This window comes from Labrys okinawensis (assembly GCF_002982075.1).
GTDB classification, from domain to species: domain Bacteria; phylum Pseudomonadota; class Alphaproteobacteria; order Rhizobiales; family Labraceae; genus Labrys; species Labrys okinawensis_A.
Genome location: NZ_PUEJ01000001.1, coordinates 781,943 through 795,705 on the forward strand (window position 1 = coordinate 781,943; position 13,763 = coordinate 795,705).

Genomic DNA, 13,763 nt, shown 5'->3' on the forward strand with positions numbered 1-13,763 from the left:
CGAAATGGACGGCGTCAAGACAGAAATCGGCTACACGACGGCAGACCAGATCGTCGTCCGTGGCGCAGACCTTTCCACCGAGATTCTCGGCAAGTTCGACTTCGTCGACATGATCTATTGGCTGAACTTCGCGCGTCGCCCCGAAGAACGCGAGAGAGCGATGGTCAATGCCATTCTGGTGGCGGCCACCGACCATGGCCTCACCCCGAGCGCCATTGCCTCGCGCCTGACCCTGCTCGGCGCACCTGAGAGCGTGCAGGGCGCGGTCGCTGCCGGACTGCTCGGCGCCGGCGGCCGTTTCCTCGGGACCATTCAGAACGTCTCGGAACTCTTGACCTCCTCCGCGCGCGACCTGCCGCCCGAGGCGAGCGAGACGGATATAGCTGAAACCGCGCGGCAATTGGTGCAACGGCAAAGGCAGGCGCGATCCACCATTCCAGGCGTCGGCCATCCCATTCATGTCGGCGGCGATCCCAGGGTCGAAATCCTGAGACGGATTTCTCGTGACAACGGCTATTTCGGCAAGCACTGGCGGCTTGCGCTGGCAATCCCCAAGGCGTTGGAGGAAACTCTCGGCAAACGGCTGCCCTTGAACGCTGCCGGCGCCCTCGGAGCCATGATCAGTGACATGGGCTTCGACTCGGTCTTTGGCCGAGGCCTGATCCTGGTCGGGCGAGCGGCGGGCCTGATCGCGCATCTGCGCGAGGAAACGGAAACGCCCATTGCCGCGAATTTGTGGGAGCTGGTGCTGGAGCAGGACCCACGCAACGGAACCGGGGGCAAATGATGAGCATCTCGTCGGGATTCTACCGTCAGTTTGCCATGGAGCGGGTTCTGCATGGCTCACCCTTCGATACCCTGCTGGCCGCCGAACTCGAGGCTGGAGGCCATGAGAAAGTCCTGCTGCTGACAGCACCGCAGGCGGTCGGCACCCCCGATCTCGCGCGCCTGGAAACTGCGATCGGCAATCGCCTCGCCGGCACCTTTTCCGGGCTCGCTCCACACACGCCGTTGGAGGGTGTTCTGAAGGCGGCGGATCTCGCCCGTAAGCTCGGGGCCGATCATCTCGTCGCCCTGGGCGGCGGTTCCGTGATCGATGCCGCCAAGCTTATCGCCCTATGCGTGCACGAAGGGATCGATGCGCCCGAAGGGCTGCTCAACAAATATCCGACCGCGGGTGTCGATCCGAGCCGCCGCCCGTCGAGCGCCGGGGGCTGGATCCGCATGACGGCCCTGCCGATGACGCTGTCGGCGGCGGAATTCACCTGGTTCGCCGGCGTGACCGACACGGCCAAGGGCCTGAAATATGTCGTGGGCCATCCCATGATGATGGCGCAGACCGTCATCATGGACCCTGCCCTGACGCTCGGCATGGGTGCCACGGATTTTCTGGCGAGCGGCATCCGCGCCGTCGACCATGCGGCTGAGCGCCTGGCCGCCCTGACCTCACATCCCTTCAACGACGCGGTGTGCCGGCAGGCGCTCCAAATGCTCAGCGCCTATCTGCCCAGGATTCACAAGGACCCGCGCGACCTCGAAGCGCGCCAGCAGTCCCAGATGGCCGGCTGGCTGTCACAGGCCGGCGCCGGCACGGGCGTAAGGGTTGGCGCCAGCCATGCGCTCGGCCATGTATTGGGTGCCCACGCCGGCATCCCGCATGGCCTGACCTCCTGTCTGCTGCTTCCCGCCGTGATGACCTGGAATGCCGGCGTCAACGCCGAGAGGCAGGCTCTCGTCAGCGCCGCGCTCGGAGCGGACGATATCCCGGCGGCGGAAGCGATAAGGCGCCTGGTCGCCGCCATCGAGCTGCCGACCCGGCTGCGCGACGTCGGCATCATCAGGGACGATCTCGCTCTCATCGCGGCCAAAAGCTTCCATGATCCGGGCCTTCGCAACAATCCACGCCCGGTCGAGACCACCGCCGACGTGCAGGAAATCCTCGAACTGGCGTGGTGAGGCACGCACTGGCGCAGCGTTGCACCGCGCCCGCATCAGGAGGTTCGCTATGACCGACGAGACCCCAAACGTCCAATCCAACCACGCGGCCGCCCGACGTTTCGTCGGGACCTGGCGGCTCCTCTCGATCTACAACAGCCCGCTACAGCCCGATCGCGGCGACAAGCCGACCGGACTGCTGTTCTACGACGGCAAGGGCAACATGGCCGTGCAGATCGCACCGAGCCGGCCGCGCCGACCTTTCGTCGACCGGCATGTGCCGACAGCCGAGGAGGCCCATGACGCCATACTCGGTTACACCGCCTATTTCGGCACCTTCAGCGTCGACGCCGGCAAGGGGACCGTCACCCATCATCGCCACGGCAACATCAGCCCGGGCGCGACCGGCGATTTCGTGCGCCGTTTCAAATTCCTCGCCGAGGACCGCATGGCGCTGATGCCGATCGAGAACGATGTCAGCCTGACCTGGGAACGCGTTGGCTAGAGACTCGAAGACTTCCAAGGAGGCGAACTATGACCGGCAGATACAATGACCGCATGATCGGCGATGTCCGTCTGACGCGGATCGAGGAGAGTTGCACTCCCCTCTTTCATCCCAAGAACTGGTATGCCGACTACAATGAGGAGGAACTGGCGCCAGTCCTGAAAGCGCTGCCGCCCGGCTGCCACGACCCGTCGACCGGCTTCCTGACCATCAGCATCCACAGCTGGGTCGTGCGCCAGAACGGGCGCACCATCCTGATCGACACCTGCGTCGGCAACCACAAGAATAGACCGAGCTGGGGTGTGTTCGATCAGCTGAACACTGACTATCTCGACCGACTTCGAGCAGCGGGTGTCGAGCCCGAGGAGGTCGACATGGTGATGTGCACCCATCTGCACGTGGACCATGTCGGCTGGAACACACGCCTGGAGAACGGGCGCTGGGTGCCCACCTTCCCGAACGCGAAATATGTGATGTCGCGTGCCGATCTCGCCTATTTCGAGAAGGCCGCGGCAATTGAGGACAAGGACGTGGCGGAAGTGAACCGCCAGGCCTGGTTCGACAGCGTGTTGCCGGTGATCGAGGCTGGCCAGGTGCTCACGGTGGAGGGCATCGAGGAACTCGGTCCTGGCCTGATGCTGCGGCCGGCGCCGGGCCACTCGCCGGGCCAGATGCGGCTCGACGTGAACTCCCGCGGCCAGCGTGCCTGCCTGTGCGGCGACGTGATGCATCATCCCCTGCAGGTACCACTCTGGCGTTGGCGCACCTTCGTCTGCGCGGATCCGGAGAAGGCGGTGGAAACGCGTCGGGAGATACTCGAGCACTGCGCCGAGCAGGACATCATCGTGATGCCCGCCCACTTCGCCCCTCCCTATGGCGGCCACATCAAGGCCCGGGGCGACGAATTCAGCATTCTATTCGATCGAATGTGACGATGCTTAGTCAAGACGCGCGCCACGACTTGGCCGGCGGACTTTGAATAATTCTACAAATATAAACTGGAATGCAGAAGTAAAATGAAAATATAACTTCCAATATCAGGGAAACGTCTATGCCAAAATCTTCCATGCGCAAGATCGCCGCAGCGAGCTTTGCCGGCGCGGTAATGGAATGGTATGATTTCTATGTTTTCGGTACCGCCTCAGCCCTCGTGTTTGGCAGGCTCTTCTTTCCAAGCACCGACCCACTGACGGCGATGACCGCCTCCTTCGCGACCTTCGGCGTCGGCTTTCTGGCCCGGCCCCTCGGAGGAATCGTTTTCGGCCATATCGGCGACAAGATCGGACGCAAGGCCAGCCTTCTCGCGACACTGATCATCGTCGGCCTGGGTACCTTCCTGATCGGCCTCCTACCGGTGTATGAGACGGCGGGCTTCTGGGCGCCGGTGATGCTGGTCGTGCTGCGTCTCCTGCAGGGATTCGGCGTGGGCGGTGAATATGGTGGCGCCGCCCTGATGACGATCGAGCATGCGCCGATGGAAAAGCGCGGCTTCTGGGGCAGCGTCCCACAGTCGGCGGCCTCCGGCGGCATCCTGCTGGCAACGGCCGTGTTCGCCCTTGTGACCCTGCTGCCGCAAGAGGAGCTCCTGAGCTGGGGCTGGCGTATCCCCTTCCTCATCAGCGCGATCATGCTGGTGATCGGCCTGTTCATCCGGCTCCAGATCGAGGAAACGCCTGAATTCAAGCGCAGCCAGGAGCGCGCGGACAGACCCAAGGTGCCGTTGTTCTCGCTTGTCCGGCAGCATCCGCGCAATCTCGTCCTCGCGATCGGCTCTCGTGTGGCTGAAAATGTTTCCGCCAACATCATCAATACCTTCGCCCTGGGATATCTGACTTCCAGCCTCATGGTCGATCGCTCGGTTCCACTAACGGGCATGATACTCGCCTCCGGTCTCGGTTTTATCGCCTGCCCGATATTCGGCTGGCTTTCCGATCGCGTTGGCCACCGGGTCCTCTATCTTTGCGGGGCCGGGTTCCTGATGCTGGCCGCCTTTCCGTTCTTCATGTTGTTGGAGACGAAATCAACCGCACTGATCATACTTGCGATCGTGGTCGTCCTTACCTTCGGCGCAGTGCTGATGTTCTCGGTACAGGCGACATTCTTCAGCGAGTTGTTTGAACCTGGCGTACGCTATACGGGCCTGTCGATGGCTGCGCAGCTCTCGGCGGTGGTCGGCGGGTTCACGCCGCTGATCGCTTCACGGCTTCTGGCAGCAGGCAATGGCACACCCTGGTACGTCGCCGCCTACATGGCCGCGATCGCCCTGCTGAGTTTGGTGTGCGCGGCCATGACCTCCGCCAGAGAGCACCAGCCGGACCCGGGACCGGCATCGATCGCGGCCGTAGGCGCTGGCGAAGCCACCGAATAGGTGGTGTTCCGCCGGGGCGGCGTCGACAGACATTTTCGGGAAAAAGCTCCCACCTTCTGAAGGTTATCTGCCATGTCTTCTCACGATTCTGCGTCTTCGGACGGGCGTCTTGTGGACTTCGGCCTATCCGGGCGCACGGCGGTTGTGACCGGCGCCTCTTCCGGGCTGGGGCGGCATTTTGCAGCCGTTCTGGCTCGGGCCGGGGCCAAGGTTATCATTGGCGCGCGCCGGCTTGAAAAATTGGAGGAGGTTCGGGAGGAAATTGCCGCTCTTGGCGCGGATGTGGGTGTGGTGCAGGTGGATGTCGCCGACCCTGCGTCTGTAGAGCAGGCTTTCCGCGACATATCGGCGGCCGGCGGCCTCGATATTCTCGTCAACAATGCCGGCGTGACGGTAACCAAGCCGGCATTGGACGTCACGGAACAGGAATGGGACCAGGTCCTCGATACCAATCTCAAAGGCGCTTTCCTGATGAGTCAGGCGGCCGCGCATGCGATGAAGGGACAGGGTCGCGCCGGCGCCATCGTCAACATCGCTTCCATTCTTGGGCAACGGGTCGCCGGCCAACTCGTCGCCTACACGGCCTCCAAGGCAGCGCTCATCCAGATGAGCAAGGCTCTGGCGCTCGAATTCGCCCGTTTCGGCATCCGCGTGAACGCACTATGCCCCGGCTATGTCGAGACCGATCTCAATCACGGCTTCTTTGCGAGCGAGGCCGGTCAGGCCCTGGTGCGCAGGATACCCCAACGCCGTCTCGGTCGGCTCGAGGAGCTTGACGGGCCCTTGCTTCTTCTGTGCTCGGACGCCGGCTCCTACATCACCGGCGCGGCACTGGCGGTCGACGGCGGCCATCTGGTTTCATCCCTGTAGGAGCGCGAGGTATGGATTTTCACATTTCGCCGATCGTCGAAGATTATCGTCGGCGCATCGATGCCTTCGTGGCACGCGAGCTGATCCCTCTGGAGGCCGATCCCGCCTCCTATGATCGCCATGAGAATATCGATCTCGGTCTGCTTGCCACCCTGCGTGCCCGCGCCATGGCCGAAGGGTTGTGGTGTCTGCAGCTCAAGCCCGAGAACGGCGGCGCCGGTCTCAGCCGCGTCGGCATGGCGGTCTGTTACGAAGCGATGAACTACTCGATCTTCGGACCGGTCGTGTTCAACTCCGCCGCCCCAGATGACGGCAATATGATGGTGCTGGAGGCTGTCGGCACCCCGGCGCAGCGCGAAAAATGGCTAAAGCCGATCGTACGCGGCGAAGTGCGTTCCGCCTTCGCCATGACGGAACCACATCCCGGCGGCGGATCCGATCCGACCATGATCCGAACCACGGCCGAAAGACGCGGCGATACCTATGTCGTACATGGGCATAAATGGTTCATCACCGGCGGTGAGGAAGCCAGCCATTTCATCTTGATGGCCCGCACTTCGGATGACGAGCGCCACGGGCTGACGGCCTTCATGTTTCATAGGGATCAGCCGGGCTGGAACATTGCGCGCCGTATCCCGATCATGGGGCCGGAGGAACATGGCGGCCACTGCGAGCTCACCTTCGAAGGGCTGGAGATTCCAGCCGAAAATATCCTGCTTGGCGAAGGGCAAGGGCTGAAGGTCGCTCAGATCCGCCTCGGCGTGGCGCGCCTGACCCATTGCATGCGCTGGCTGGGGCTGGCGGAGCGATGTGTCGCAATCGCGCGCGAATACGCCGCCGAGCGGCAGGGCTTCGGCATCAGGCTGGCGGATCGCGAGAGCGTCCAGCTCATGTTGGGCGCTTTGGCGATGAACATTGAAATAGGGCGGCTCCTCGTCATGAAGGCAGCCTGGGAACTCGACCAAGGCGGCTTTGCCCGCAAAGAGGTTTCCATGGCGAAGGTTCAAGTCGCCAATACGCTCCACCAGGCAGCCGATATCGCCATTCAGATCAACGGAGCGCGCGGCTATTCCAAGGACACCTTGCTCGAATGGATCTACCGCTATGCCAGGCAAGCGCGCTTGGTCGATGGAGCGGACGAAGTGCACCGCATGGTGCTCAACCGCTGGCTGGAGACGGAAGGGCGCAACTTTTGGCAATGGCCGGTGGCGGAGTTGGCGTCATGAGCGAACGAGACTGCGATTTCGATCCCGCCCGACTGGATGCGTTCCTGCGAACGGCACTTCCGGATGCTTCCGGATCCATCAGAATAGAACGGATATCGGGCGGCCAATCCAATCCGACCTTCTTTGTAACCTATGACAACCAGCGGCTGGTGGTCAGAAAGCAGCCTTCCGGCGAGTTGCTGCCCTCCGCCCATGCCATCGATCGCGAATACCGGGTGATGCGCGCTTTGGCAAAAACATCCGTCCCCGTGCCGGACATGGTCTGTTACTGCGACGAGCGCGAGATAATCGGCACTCCCTTCTATGTGATGCGGCGCCTGGAGGGACAGGTATTCCACAATACGGCCCTCCCCTCCGTGGCACGCGAGCAGCGCCGTCCGATGTATCGCTCTCTCGCCGAGACGCTGGCCAAGTTGCACAACATTGATCCGGCTGCCGCCGGACTCGGCGATTACGGCAAAATCGGCAATTATTTCGTCCGCCAGATCGCGCGCTGGACCAAGCAATGGGAATTGTCGCAAACGCATGAGGACGACAACATCAAGCGCCTGATCGACTGGCTGCCCGATCATATCCCGGCCAGCGATACAACGGCCATCGCGCATGGCGACTATCGGATCGGCAATGTGCTGTTCCATCCCGACGAGCCGAGGATCGTCGGAGTATTGGATTGGGAATTGTCGACGCTCGGTCATCCCCTGGCCGATCTTGCCCATAGCTGCATCGCCTGGCATTCTGAGCCGGAAGAATATGGCGGCATGCTCGGTCTCGATCTCGCGGCGGAAGGCCTGCCTGAACAGGCGGCATACGAAGCCGATTATTATGCTTCCGTCGGACATGGTCTGCGCATGACCAGCTTTCACATGGCCTTCGCCCTATTCCGTTTCGCCGTGATCTTCGAAGGCATCGCCGCTCGCGCCAGGGCCGGCAATGCGTCCGATGGGGACGCCGCGCGAACCGGCCAGCTCTCTGCCCGCTTCGCCCGGCGTGCAGTCGACGTGCTCGACCGAGGGTAGGACGGTAGTGCGATTTGGCCGAGCCCGAGAAACCGGATCCTGCCCCCGAGGTATGACGCATCCCGGCGGCGCGGCGCCGGACACGTCATACGCAATGTCCCCGCCCACGCCGGCAGCAAGACAAGCGTTGCTGCCCCTCGATTACCCAGCTTCCACCCCGCTGGGCGCAGACGCCGCAAATGATGAAGGGAGCGTCCAACGGGCCCACTGCACGAGGCCGGAAACCATCGTTCTTTCGATCGATGATCCTCTCGCAAGCTGACGAAACATACCGGTTCGGGCCGCGAGGCCTCAAACTACACCGCGTCGTGGGACACGATCGTCACTGCCCGTTGCTTGGCGTTTCTTCGGTCCAGGACTGCAAGACCGGCCGGCGTCAAGGCCGCACTGCCGCCCCCGCGAATGACGCGTCTCGCAACCAGTCCCCTACGATGCAATGACGCCAGGAGGCGAGAAGGGTTAAGGCTCGCTTCCAGTTCCTGCGGCACCTGGCGCTCATTCTTGCGTCCGACTCGCGACCGGTGTGACGTATTTCTCGTCATGCCGTCATCGGGTGGCATTTCATGGCCGCGCGAGAGTCGATTTCCCGCCTCTTCCTCTCGACTGCGCGGTGCTCGTTCGTACAAATCCGGCGCGAGCTTGTAAGCACGCCGAAGTATCGCCGATACGCAGAAATATCTGCCCGGATAGTGCCCCTGCTCCATCAGGGCGAGCGCCCTGAGAAACAGCAATTGCCTTGAGCCCAAGCCGACATCCATCGCATAACCCCAACATTGTGGTATTTGCTCGCCAATTAAGATTATAAATACAATATAATATTACCGAGATTTAAGTATAAAATAAAAATTTTAATAGAAATTTCTCAGTATACACATATTATTTCATATATTGAATGACGATTTTCAATTCGGCATTTCGGATAATTTTTGTTTACGCATTTCTAAAAAATAAACATTTTAGCGAAGCAATGAGCTGCGCTCATGAACCCGTGCGGCGCCATGATCCCATGTGATAATCGAAAGCGGAATGATATCCGGGCTCGAGACATTAGCGTCACGACCGCTCCATAGAAGATGTCCATTCCCGCCAGATAGCGAACAGGAGCGCCATTAGTACGGGCCCAAGGAATAACCCCAGGAATCCCATTGTTTTAATGCCCCCGACCAGGCCGAAGAACGTAGGGAGGAAAGGCAATTCTATCGGTCCTCCTACCAGCTTGGGACGAATGGTCTTGTCCACCACGAACAACTCGATAGACCCCCAAGACAGAAGAGCCACGCCAGCAACGGGTGAGCCACTCACCGTCAGGTAGATTGATACCAAGGTAAAACATAGAGGCGCGCCGCCTGGTATCAGGGCCATGATGCCGGTGATGACACCCAAAGTGGCAGGTGACGGCGCCCCCGCGAACCAATAAGCCACCCCCAGGACGATACCTTCACCGAAGGCGATCAAGGTCATTCCTGTAACCGTTGATGCTATAGTTGCTGGAATAACGCGCGAGACCCTCTTCCATCGCTGAGGGAAAAGGTGATGACCAATTGTTTCGACCTTCGCTACCAGCCGATCTCCATCACGATAGAGGAATAGGAGCGCAATCATCATGAAGAGGATATTGAGGGCAAATCCGAATATGCCAGCACCTGCCGCCAATACACCTCGATAAACATTGCCAATGTTGTCCCCGCTCAAAAGCTGAACAACCTCACCAATGCCGCCGGGATGGCCGAGATAGCGGTTCCATTGCTCTTCAATCCAAGCGCCGGCGAATGGAACGGTCCGCAGCTGGACAGGCGCTGCTGCGCCATCTCTGTTGATTTGCATCAACCAAGCATAACTGTCCCTGATTTCGTTCGACGCGTAACTCCCGGCCAAAACAATCGGCACGATCAGAAACGCCAGAATGAGGATTATCGCAAAAGCCGCGGAAAGTGTATCTCGCCCTCCCAGTGCAGCGCGTAGCTTGCGATAAATGGGCCAGCTTGCAAAGGCGATCACCAGAGCCGCGAGAACTGGAACCAAGAATCCGTGAAAAAAATAAATCGCGGCTGCCAGCACAAGAAGGAGCAGTCCGCGTGCCAGGATCGCCGGGGATATCAGAGGATGAGGAGATGCTGCAGCAAGCTCTCCCGAACTACACCTCGTCTGCGGTGATGCATGATCTATTTCTTTGGAAACACTGTTCTTCGACACATCCATTCTCTGTTCATGGGAAGTGCATTTGCAATGGAAGCCATTGCACGCATCAAAAAATATCATCCTCGAGATTCATGGCAGATTGCATTGCCACCACGCGTTCCATGCGCCCGTCTGGGAGAACCGAGAGGAGTACTGTGCTGCAATTCGACAGAGGTTGTGGCGTGGCCTCGAAACCTCGCAAGCCGTCCACAAACCCCACGATTATCCTCTCTCGCTGATACTCGATGCTCGCCGCTTTATTTTCTGTGGCAAAGCAGTGATATTATTATCAATTCGATCAGCGACATTCTGAATTGTTAAATCAAAAAACTCTTTGATATAATATGAGCCGTTGACTTGCGTATCAGAGATCATCTTCTGGATAAATGCATCTCTCAATTTGGGGTTCGGTATGGATTGAACCTTCCAGAACTGATTCAGCTTGTCTTCGTCACCGGAGGAGACCAGTCCATCGAGTGCATAGTGGGCATTCCCGAGCACGAACACCGGGCAATTACGCTGAAGTGCCAATATCCCGGTGGTACTGTTGACCGTAATCAGCCCTCGAGCATGACGGACCAATAGGCCGGTTGACCCGTCGTCAATCAGGGAAACACGCGTTGCCACTCCTGCCAACCGCGCAAACTCGGCAACGAAATGATGATAGGATTTATGCCCACGATCGAGGGGATGCGCTTTGAAGGCGAGACAGGTGTCCGGCGGAGCATTCTCGGCAAAGGAGCGTATTGTGGCCTCAATCACCCGCTCCATCGTCCATCCCCTGCCATGGACACGCAACTGCAGATCGTCATGGACCTGCAGCGCGACCAGGAAGTAGCGTCGATCCATGTGCTCCACTAAATCAATAACGCGCCGCGCATTTTTCAGACGATACATATACTTATAAATAGCATTCCGGCTCCACAACAACGCCTCCCTCGACAGTGAGCGATCTCTATGGTGCTCATACTGGTTGAAGACAAAACTGCCGATTGACATTGCTATGTAATATTTGAAGGCCCACCAGGCCATCGGCTTGAAGCCCTCAGGTGGAATGGCTGTATGGCTCGAAGGTACCGTTTCAACCGAGCTGTAGGCAGACAATTTTCGCGGCAGCTGCGAGGCGGCGTTATTTCCGTAGGGTTCGACCGTCACATAGTCAGGCCGGATATATCCCTCTTCAAGGCACCAGACGGGTACATTTAACTCTCGGCACAACGCGACGGCAATCTGGTGATAAGGGCGCTGATCGCCAAATAAAATTACTCTGTCCGGCTTCTGCCCCACGAGAAATTGCAGAAACCAAGTCTTCCAGGTCGCTAGTCCGCCCGAGAATGTTATGGAGGGTATCGGCCGGGAATATAAGCGATCCCCGAAATTGAAGTTGATCTTTATGACTCGTTCTCCGCGAGCCAGAAAAAATTGCCCCAATTCCGAAAAGAATGGGCCAACCGGTCCTTGTAGGAGCACGCTAAATGTCGAGCGATTCATCTGAAGACCGGCGAACGAACATCAAGGCACAAAAGCATATTTATTTCTAAATTTACAATATTACCTTTTGTAGAAGATAGAATATTTCATGATCACTGCCTATAAATATAAACTAAACATATTTATAAAATAGGATACCTATATTACTCCTCAAAAGCTTCTTACAGCAATATTTCTTGGTAATATATCGCAGCATGTTAGTCTCCTTCAATCGATGCGGCAAGCTCATAACAGCTGCAGCCGGGTCAGCGCTAGGCTCCTGCAATCAGAACTCATGAGCCCAATTTCGCATATCGGCTGAATCATCTTCAAACCTTCGGTGCCGTATTCAATTATACATCATAGGATGAGAGCTTTGCATGCAGATGGATCTCCAGCTGCACGGGCGTAAGATCATCGATCGTCAACGGAAACAGCGGCACGTTGGCAACACCGTTTGACCAACGCCATTGCCGGTTGCCGTCGCGCTCACACGGATGGAAGCCACGGCCAAGCAAGGGATGGTCAAGCGGCACCTCACGTATCATTCGAGCTGTGCGCACCACGATACGGCCGATCGCGATCCCAAAACGAGAAGCTCTTTTCCCCTTCTCGGATGCGACAAGCCCCGATCGAGATGTTATTTGCACCTCCTTGATCCGGGGCGGCACAACAAAGGTGTGAATGGTTCCTTCGACGGAAACAGGCTCGAGTTCCACACCGTTACATCGTAGGCGGAGGGCAGGGTCGCCGACTGCGCGACGGAGCTTTCCTCTTTCTCGGCCTTCCGCTCTTCCCATACCTGGAACTCCAGACGTCCCTGCATACAAACATGCGACAGAATTGATTCACACAGCCGAAACAATAATAGAAATAATCTTAATTCAATATTACAAACAAGTAATAAAAAATAACGGGAGCTTTGCTCCCGTTATTTCCTAAGATAATCCGAAGTCAGAACTTATAGTTCAGGCCGACACGAACCGCATGAAAATCAGGCGTTGCTTTCGTGCTCAAGTTGGCGTTACCAACCCTATATCCGCCGAAATCGACATACTGATATTCGAGGCGGCCACTCAGGTTATCGGTGAAGGCATATTCGACGCCAGCCCCTGCGGTCCAGCCAAGCTTGGTGCTGCTGTCCTTGATCGAGACTCCGTCGTAATTCAACTTATAGTCAATGTTGCCATAAGCCAAACCACCCGTAGCGTAGATCAGGAAGCGATCAAAGGCGTACCCGATACGCGGGCGGAGCGTGCCATACCACTTGACGTCAGACTGCCCCTTGCCTGGGATCCCCGCTACCGAGCCGGTAACGCTGTCCTTGATTTGAGATCCTTGGATGTCGGCCTCCAGGCCGATCACAATATTGTCGAGCTGATAGTTGTAGCCAGCCTGCAGACCTCCGAGGATGCCCTTGCCACTCGCCTTGCCGATATCCCCGATATAGTTGGGATAATGGACCCCGACACGATCGTCTCCACCGAAGGCATAGCCAATATTCGCACCGGCATAAAACCCGGTCCAAGAAAACGGCAAAGCGGCCGGTGGCACTGGTTCGACAGAGGACGGAGCCAAGTCGGCACCGAAAGCAGCTGTCGATGTAAGTATAAGAGCGGTCACCGCCGCAGACATTCTCATCTTCATTACTCCGTTTTTCTTACTTTCATCCCGATGCATCGGCCGTTACGGGCTTAGAAGCACTTCAGACCAGGATGTAACGAAACACTGCAACACTAACCAAGAATCCCAATGCCCATCTTTTAAGGCAAAAGAACTGCGTATTGCTATCACCCACAGGCTGCCGGAACAATATGATAAAATAGGTAAAAAACACATTTTCTTATAAATATTGTTTATTATCTCGCATAAACATTTAGGTAAAATATGAGCCTTCTCTGTCCAATGAGAGATTAAAATCGGATTGCTCTGTTTTTTATATGGTGTATATCTTGCCCGAATTCCAGAAGGCTACGCCCGATCCTATTCGCACCAGATTCTCGATCACACTCGATCACACTTGGGCCATGAAGGGCTGATCGGAAGAAAAGCGCTGCCGTTGAAAAGTGAGTGATGTCGAAGTGCTGCGTATTCCAATCATTCTCCTGATCACCGCCGGCCTTGCGGCTTGTTCCAGCCTGCCGAATGCGGGTCCCACGGCCAAAACCATTCTGAGCCGTCAGCAGAATGGCGGT

General features: G+C 57.9%; 12 protein-coding genes. 8 read left to right on the plus strand and 4 right to left on the minus strand.

The features are described 5' to 3' along the window. Nucleotides 1-4: 4 nt before the first annotated feature. The 8 genes from C5L14_RS03530 to C5L14_RS03565 all read left to right on the plus strand — a co-directional run bounded on the left by C5L14_RS03530 (nt 5) and on the right by C5L14_RS03565 (nt 7,920). Complete coding sequence (locus tag C5L14_RS03530; protein WP_105860607.1) at nt 5-787, plus strand: citryl-CoA lyase; 783 nt, start codon at nt 5-7, stop codon at nt 785-787. Next, nucleotides 784-1,956, plus strand: a complete 1,173-nt coding sequence (locus tag C5L14_RS03535) for an iron-containing alcohol dehydrogenase (protein ID WP_105860608.1) — start codon at nt 784-786, stop codon at nt 1,954-1,956. Before C5L14_RS03530 ends, C5L14_RS03535 begins: the two co-directional genes overlap by 4 nt. 49 nt (nt 1,957-2,005) lie before the next feature. Then, nucleotides 2,006-2,440 (plus strand): lipocalin-like domain-containing protein, encoded by a 435-nt coding sequence (locus C5L14_RS03540; protein WP_181161004.1) that lies wholly within the window; start codon nt 2,006-2,008, stop codon nt 2,438-2,440. 29 nt (nt 2,441-2,469) lie between these two features. Next, entirely contained in the window at nt 2,470-3,372 is a 903-nt protein-coding gene (locus tag C5L14_RS03545) for an MBL fold metallo-hydrolase (RefSeq protein WP_105860610.1), read from the plus strand. A gap of 134 nt (nt 3,373-3,506) precedes the next feature. Next, entirely contained in the window at nt 3,507-4,808 is a 1,302-nt protein-coding gene (locus tag C5L14_RS03550; protein WP_210203199.1) for an MFS transporter, read from the plus strand. 72 nt (nt 4,809-4,880) lie between these two features. After that, nucleotides 4,881-5,678, plus strand: a complete 798-nt coding sequence (locus C5L14_RS03555) for an SDR family NAD(P)-dependent oxidoreductase (RefSeq protein WP_105860612.1) — start codon at nt 4,881-4,883, stop codon at nt 5,676-5,678. 11 nt (nt 5,679-5,689) lie between these two features. Then, complete coding sequence (locus C5L14_RS03560; protein WP_105860613.1) at nt 5,690-6,904, plus strand: acyl-CoA dehydrogenase family protein; 1,215 nt, start codon at nt 5,690-5,692, stop codon at nt 6,902-6,904. After that, nucleotides 6,901-7,920, plus strand: coding sequence for a phosphotransferase family protein (locus tag C5L14_RS03565; protein WP_105860691.1), 1,020 nt, complete (start codon nt 6,901-6,903; stop codon nt 7,918-7,920). The genes C5L14_RS03560 and C5L14_RS03565 overlap by 4 nt, the downstream gene beginning before the upstream one ends. A 1,053-nt stretch (nt 7,921-8,973) precedes the next feature. On the opposite strand, the gene C5L14_RS03570 is transcribed toward C5L14_RS03565, so the two are convergent. From C5L14_RS03570 to C5L14_RS03580, 4 genes are all read right to left on the minus strand, one after another. Continuing rightward, nucleotides 8,974-10,119, minus strand: coding sequence for an AI-2E family transporter (locus tag C5L14_RS03570; protein ID WP_105860614.1), 1,146 nt, complete (start codon nt 10,117-10,119; stop codon nt 8,974-8,976). A 201-nt stretch (nt 10,120-10,320) separates the two neighbouring features. After that, complete coding sequence (locus tag C5L14_RS03575) at nt 10,321-11,385, minus strand: capsular biosynthesis protein (protein WP_181161005.1); 1,065 nt, start codon at nt 11,383-11,385, stop codon at nt 10,321-10,323. 536 nt (nt 11,386-11,921) lie between these two features. Further along, entirely contained in the window at nt 11,922-12,287 is a 366-nt protein-coding gene (locus C5L14_RS29905) for a hypothetical protein (RefSeq protein ID WP_146126824.1), read from the minus strand. Nucleotides 12,288-12,522: 235 nt separating this feature from the next. Continuing rightward, nucleotides 12,523-13,203: an outer membrane protein gene (locus C5L14_RS03580; RefSeq protein ID WP_245443215.1), complete on the minus strand. Its 681-nt coding sequence runs from the start codon at nt 13,201-13,203 to the stop codon at nt 12,523-12,525. Between the last annotated feature and the right edge of the window lie 560 nt (nt 13,204-13,763).

Excerpts from the sequence above, each read along its gene's own strand:
- C5L14_RS03530 (WP_105860607.1), top strand. The coding sequence starts at position 5 with ATGGACGGCGTCAAGACAGAAATCGGCTACACGACGGCAGACCAGATC.
- C5L14_RS03535 (WP_105860608.1), top strand. The coding sequence starts at position 784 with ATGATGAGCATCTCGTCGGGATTCTACCGTCAGTTTGCCATGGAGCGG.
- C5L14_RS03540 (WP_181161004.1), top strand. The coding sequence starts at position 2,006 with ATGACCGACGAGACCCCAAACGTCCAATCCAACCACGCGGCCGCCCGA.
- C5L14_RS03545 (WP_105860610.1), top strand. The coding sequence starts at position 2,470 with ATGACCGGCAGATACAATGACCGCATGATCGGCGATGTCCGTCTGACG.
- C5L14_RS03550 (WP_210203199.1), top strand. The coding sequence starts at position 3,507 with ATGCGCAAGATCGCCGCAGCGAGCTTTGCCGGCGCGGTAATGGAATGG.
- C5L14_RS03555 (WP_105860612.1), top strand. The coding sequence starts at position 4,881 with ATGTCTTCTCACGATTCTGCGTCTTCGGACGGGCGTCTTGTGGACTTC.
- C5L14_RS03560 (WP_105860613.1), top strand. The coding sequence starts at position 5,690 with ATGGATTTTCACATTTCGCCGATCGTCGAAGATTATCGTCGGCGCATC.
- C5L14_RS03565 (WP_105860691.1), top strand. The coding sequence starts at position 6,901 with ATGAGCGAACGAGACTGCGATTTCGATCCCGCCCGACTGGATGCGTTC.
- C5L14_RS03570 (WP_105860614.1), bottom strand. The coding sequence starts at position 10,119 with ATGGATGTGTCGAAGAACAGTGTTTCCAAAGAAATAGATCATGCATCA.
- C5L14_RS03580 (WP_245443215.1), bottom strand. The coding sequence starts at position 13,203 with ATGTCTGCGGCGGTGACCGCTCTTATACTTACATCGACAGCTGCTTTC.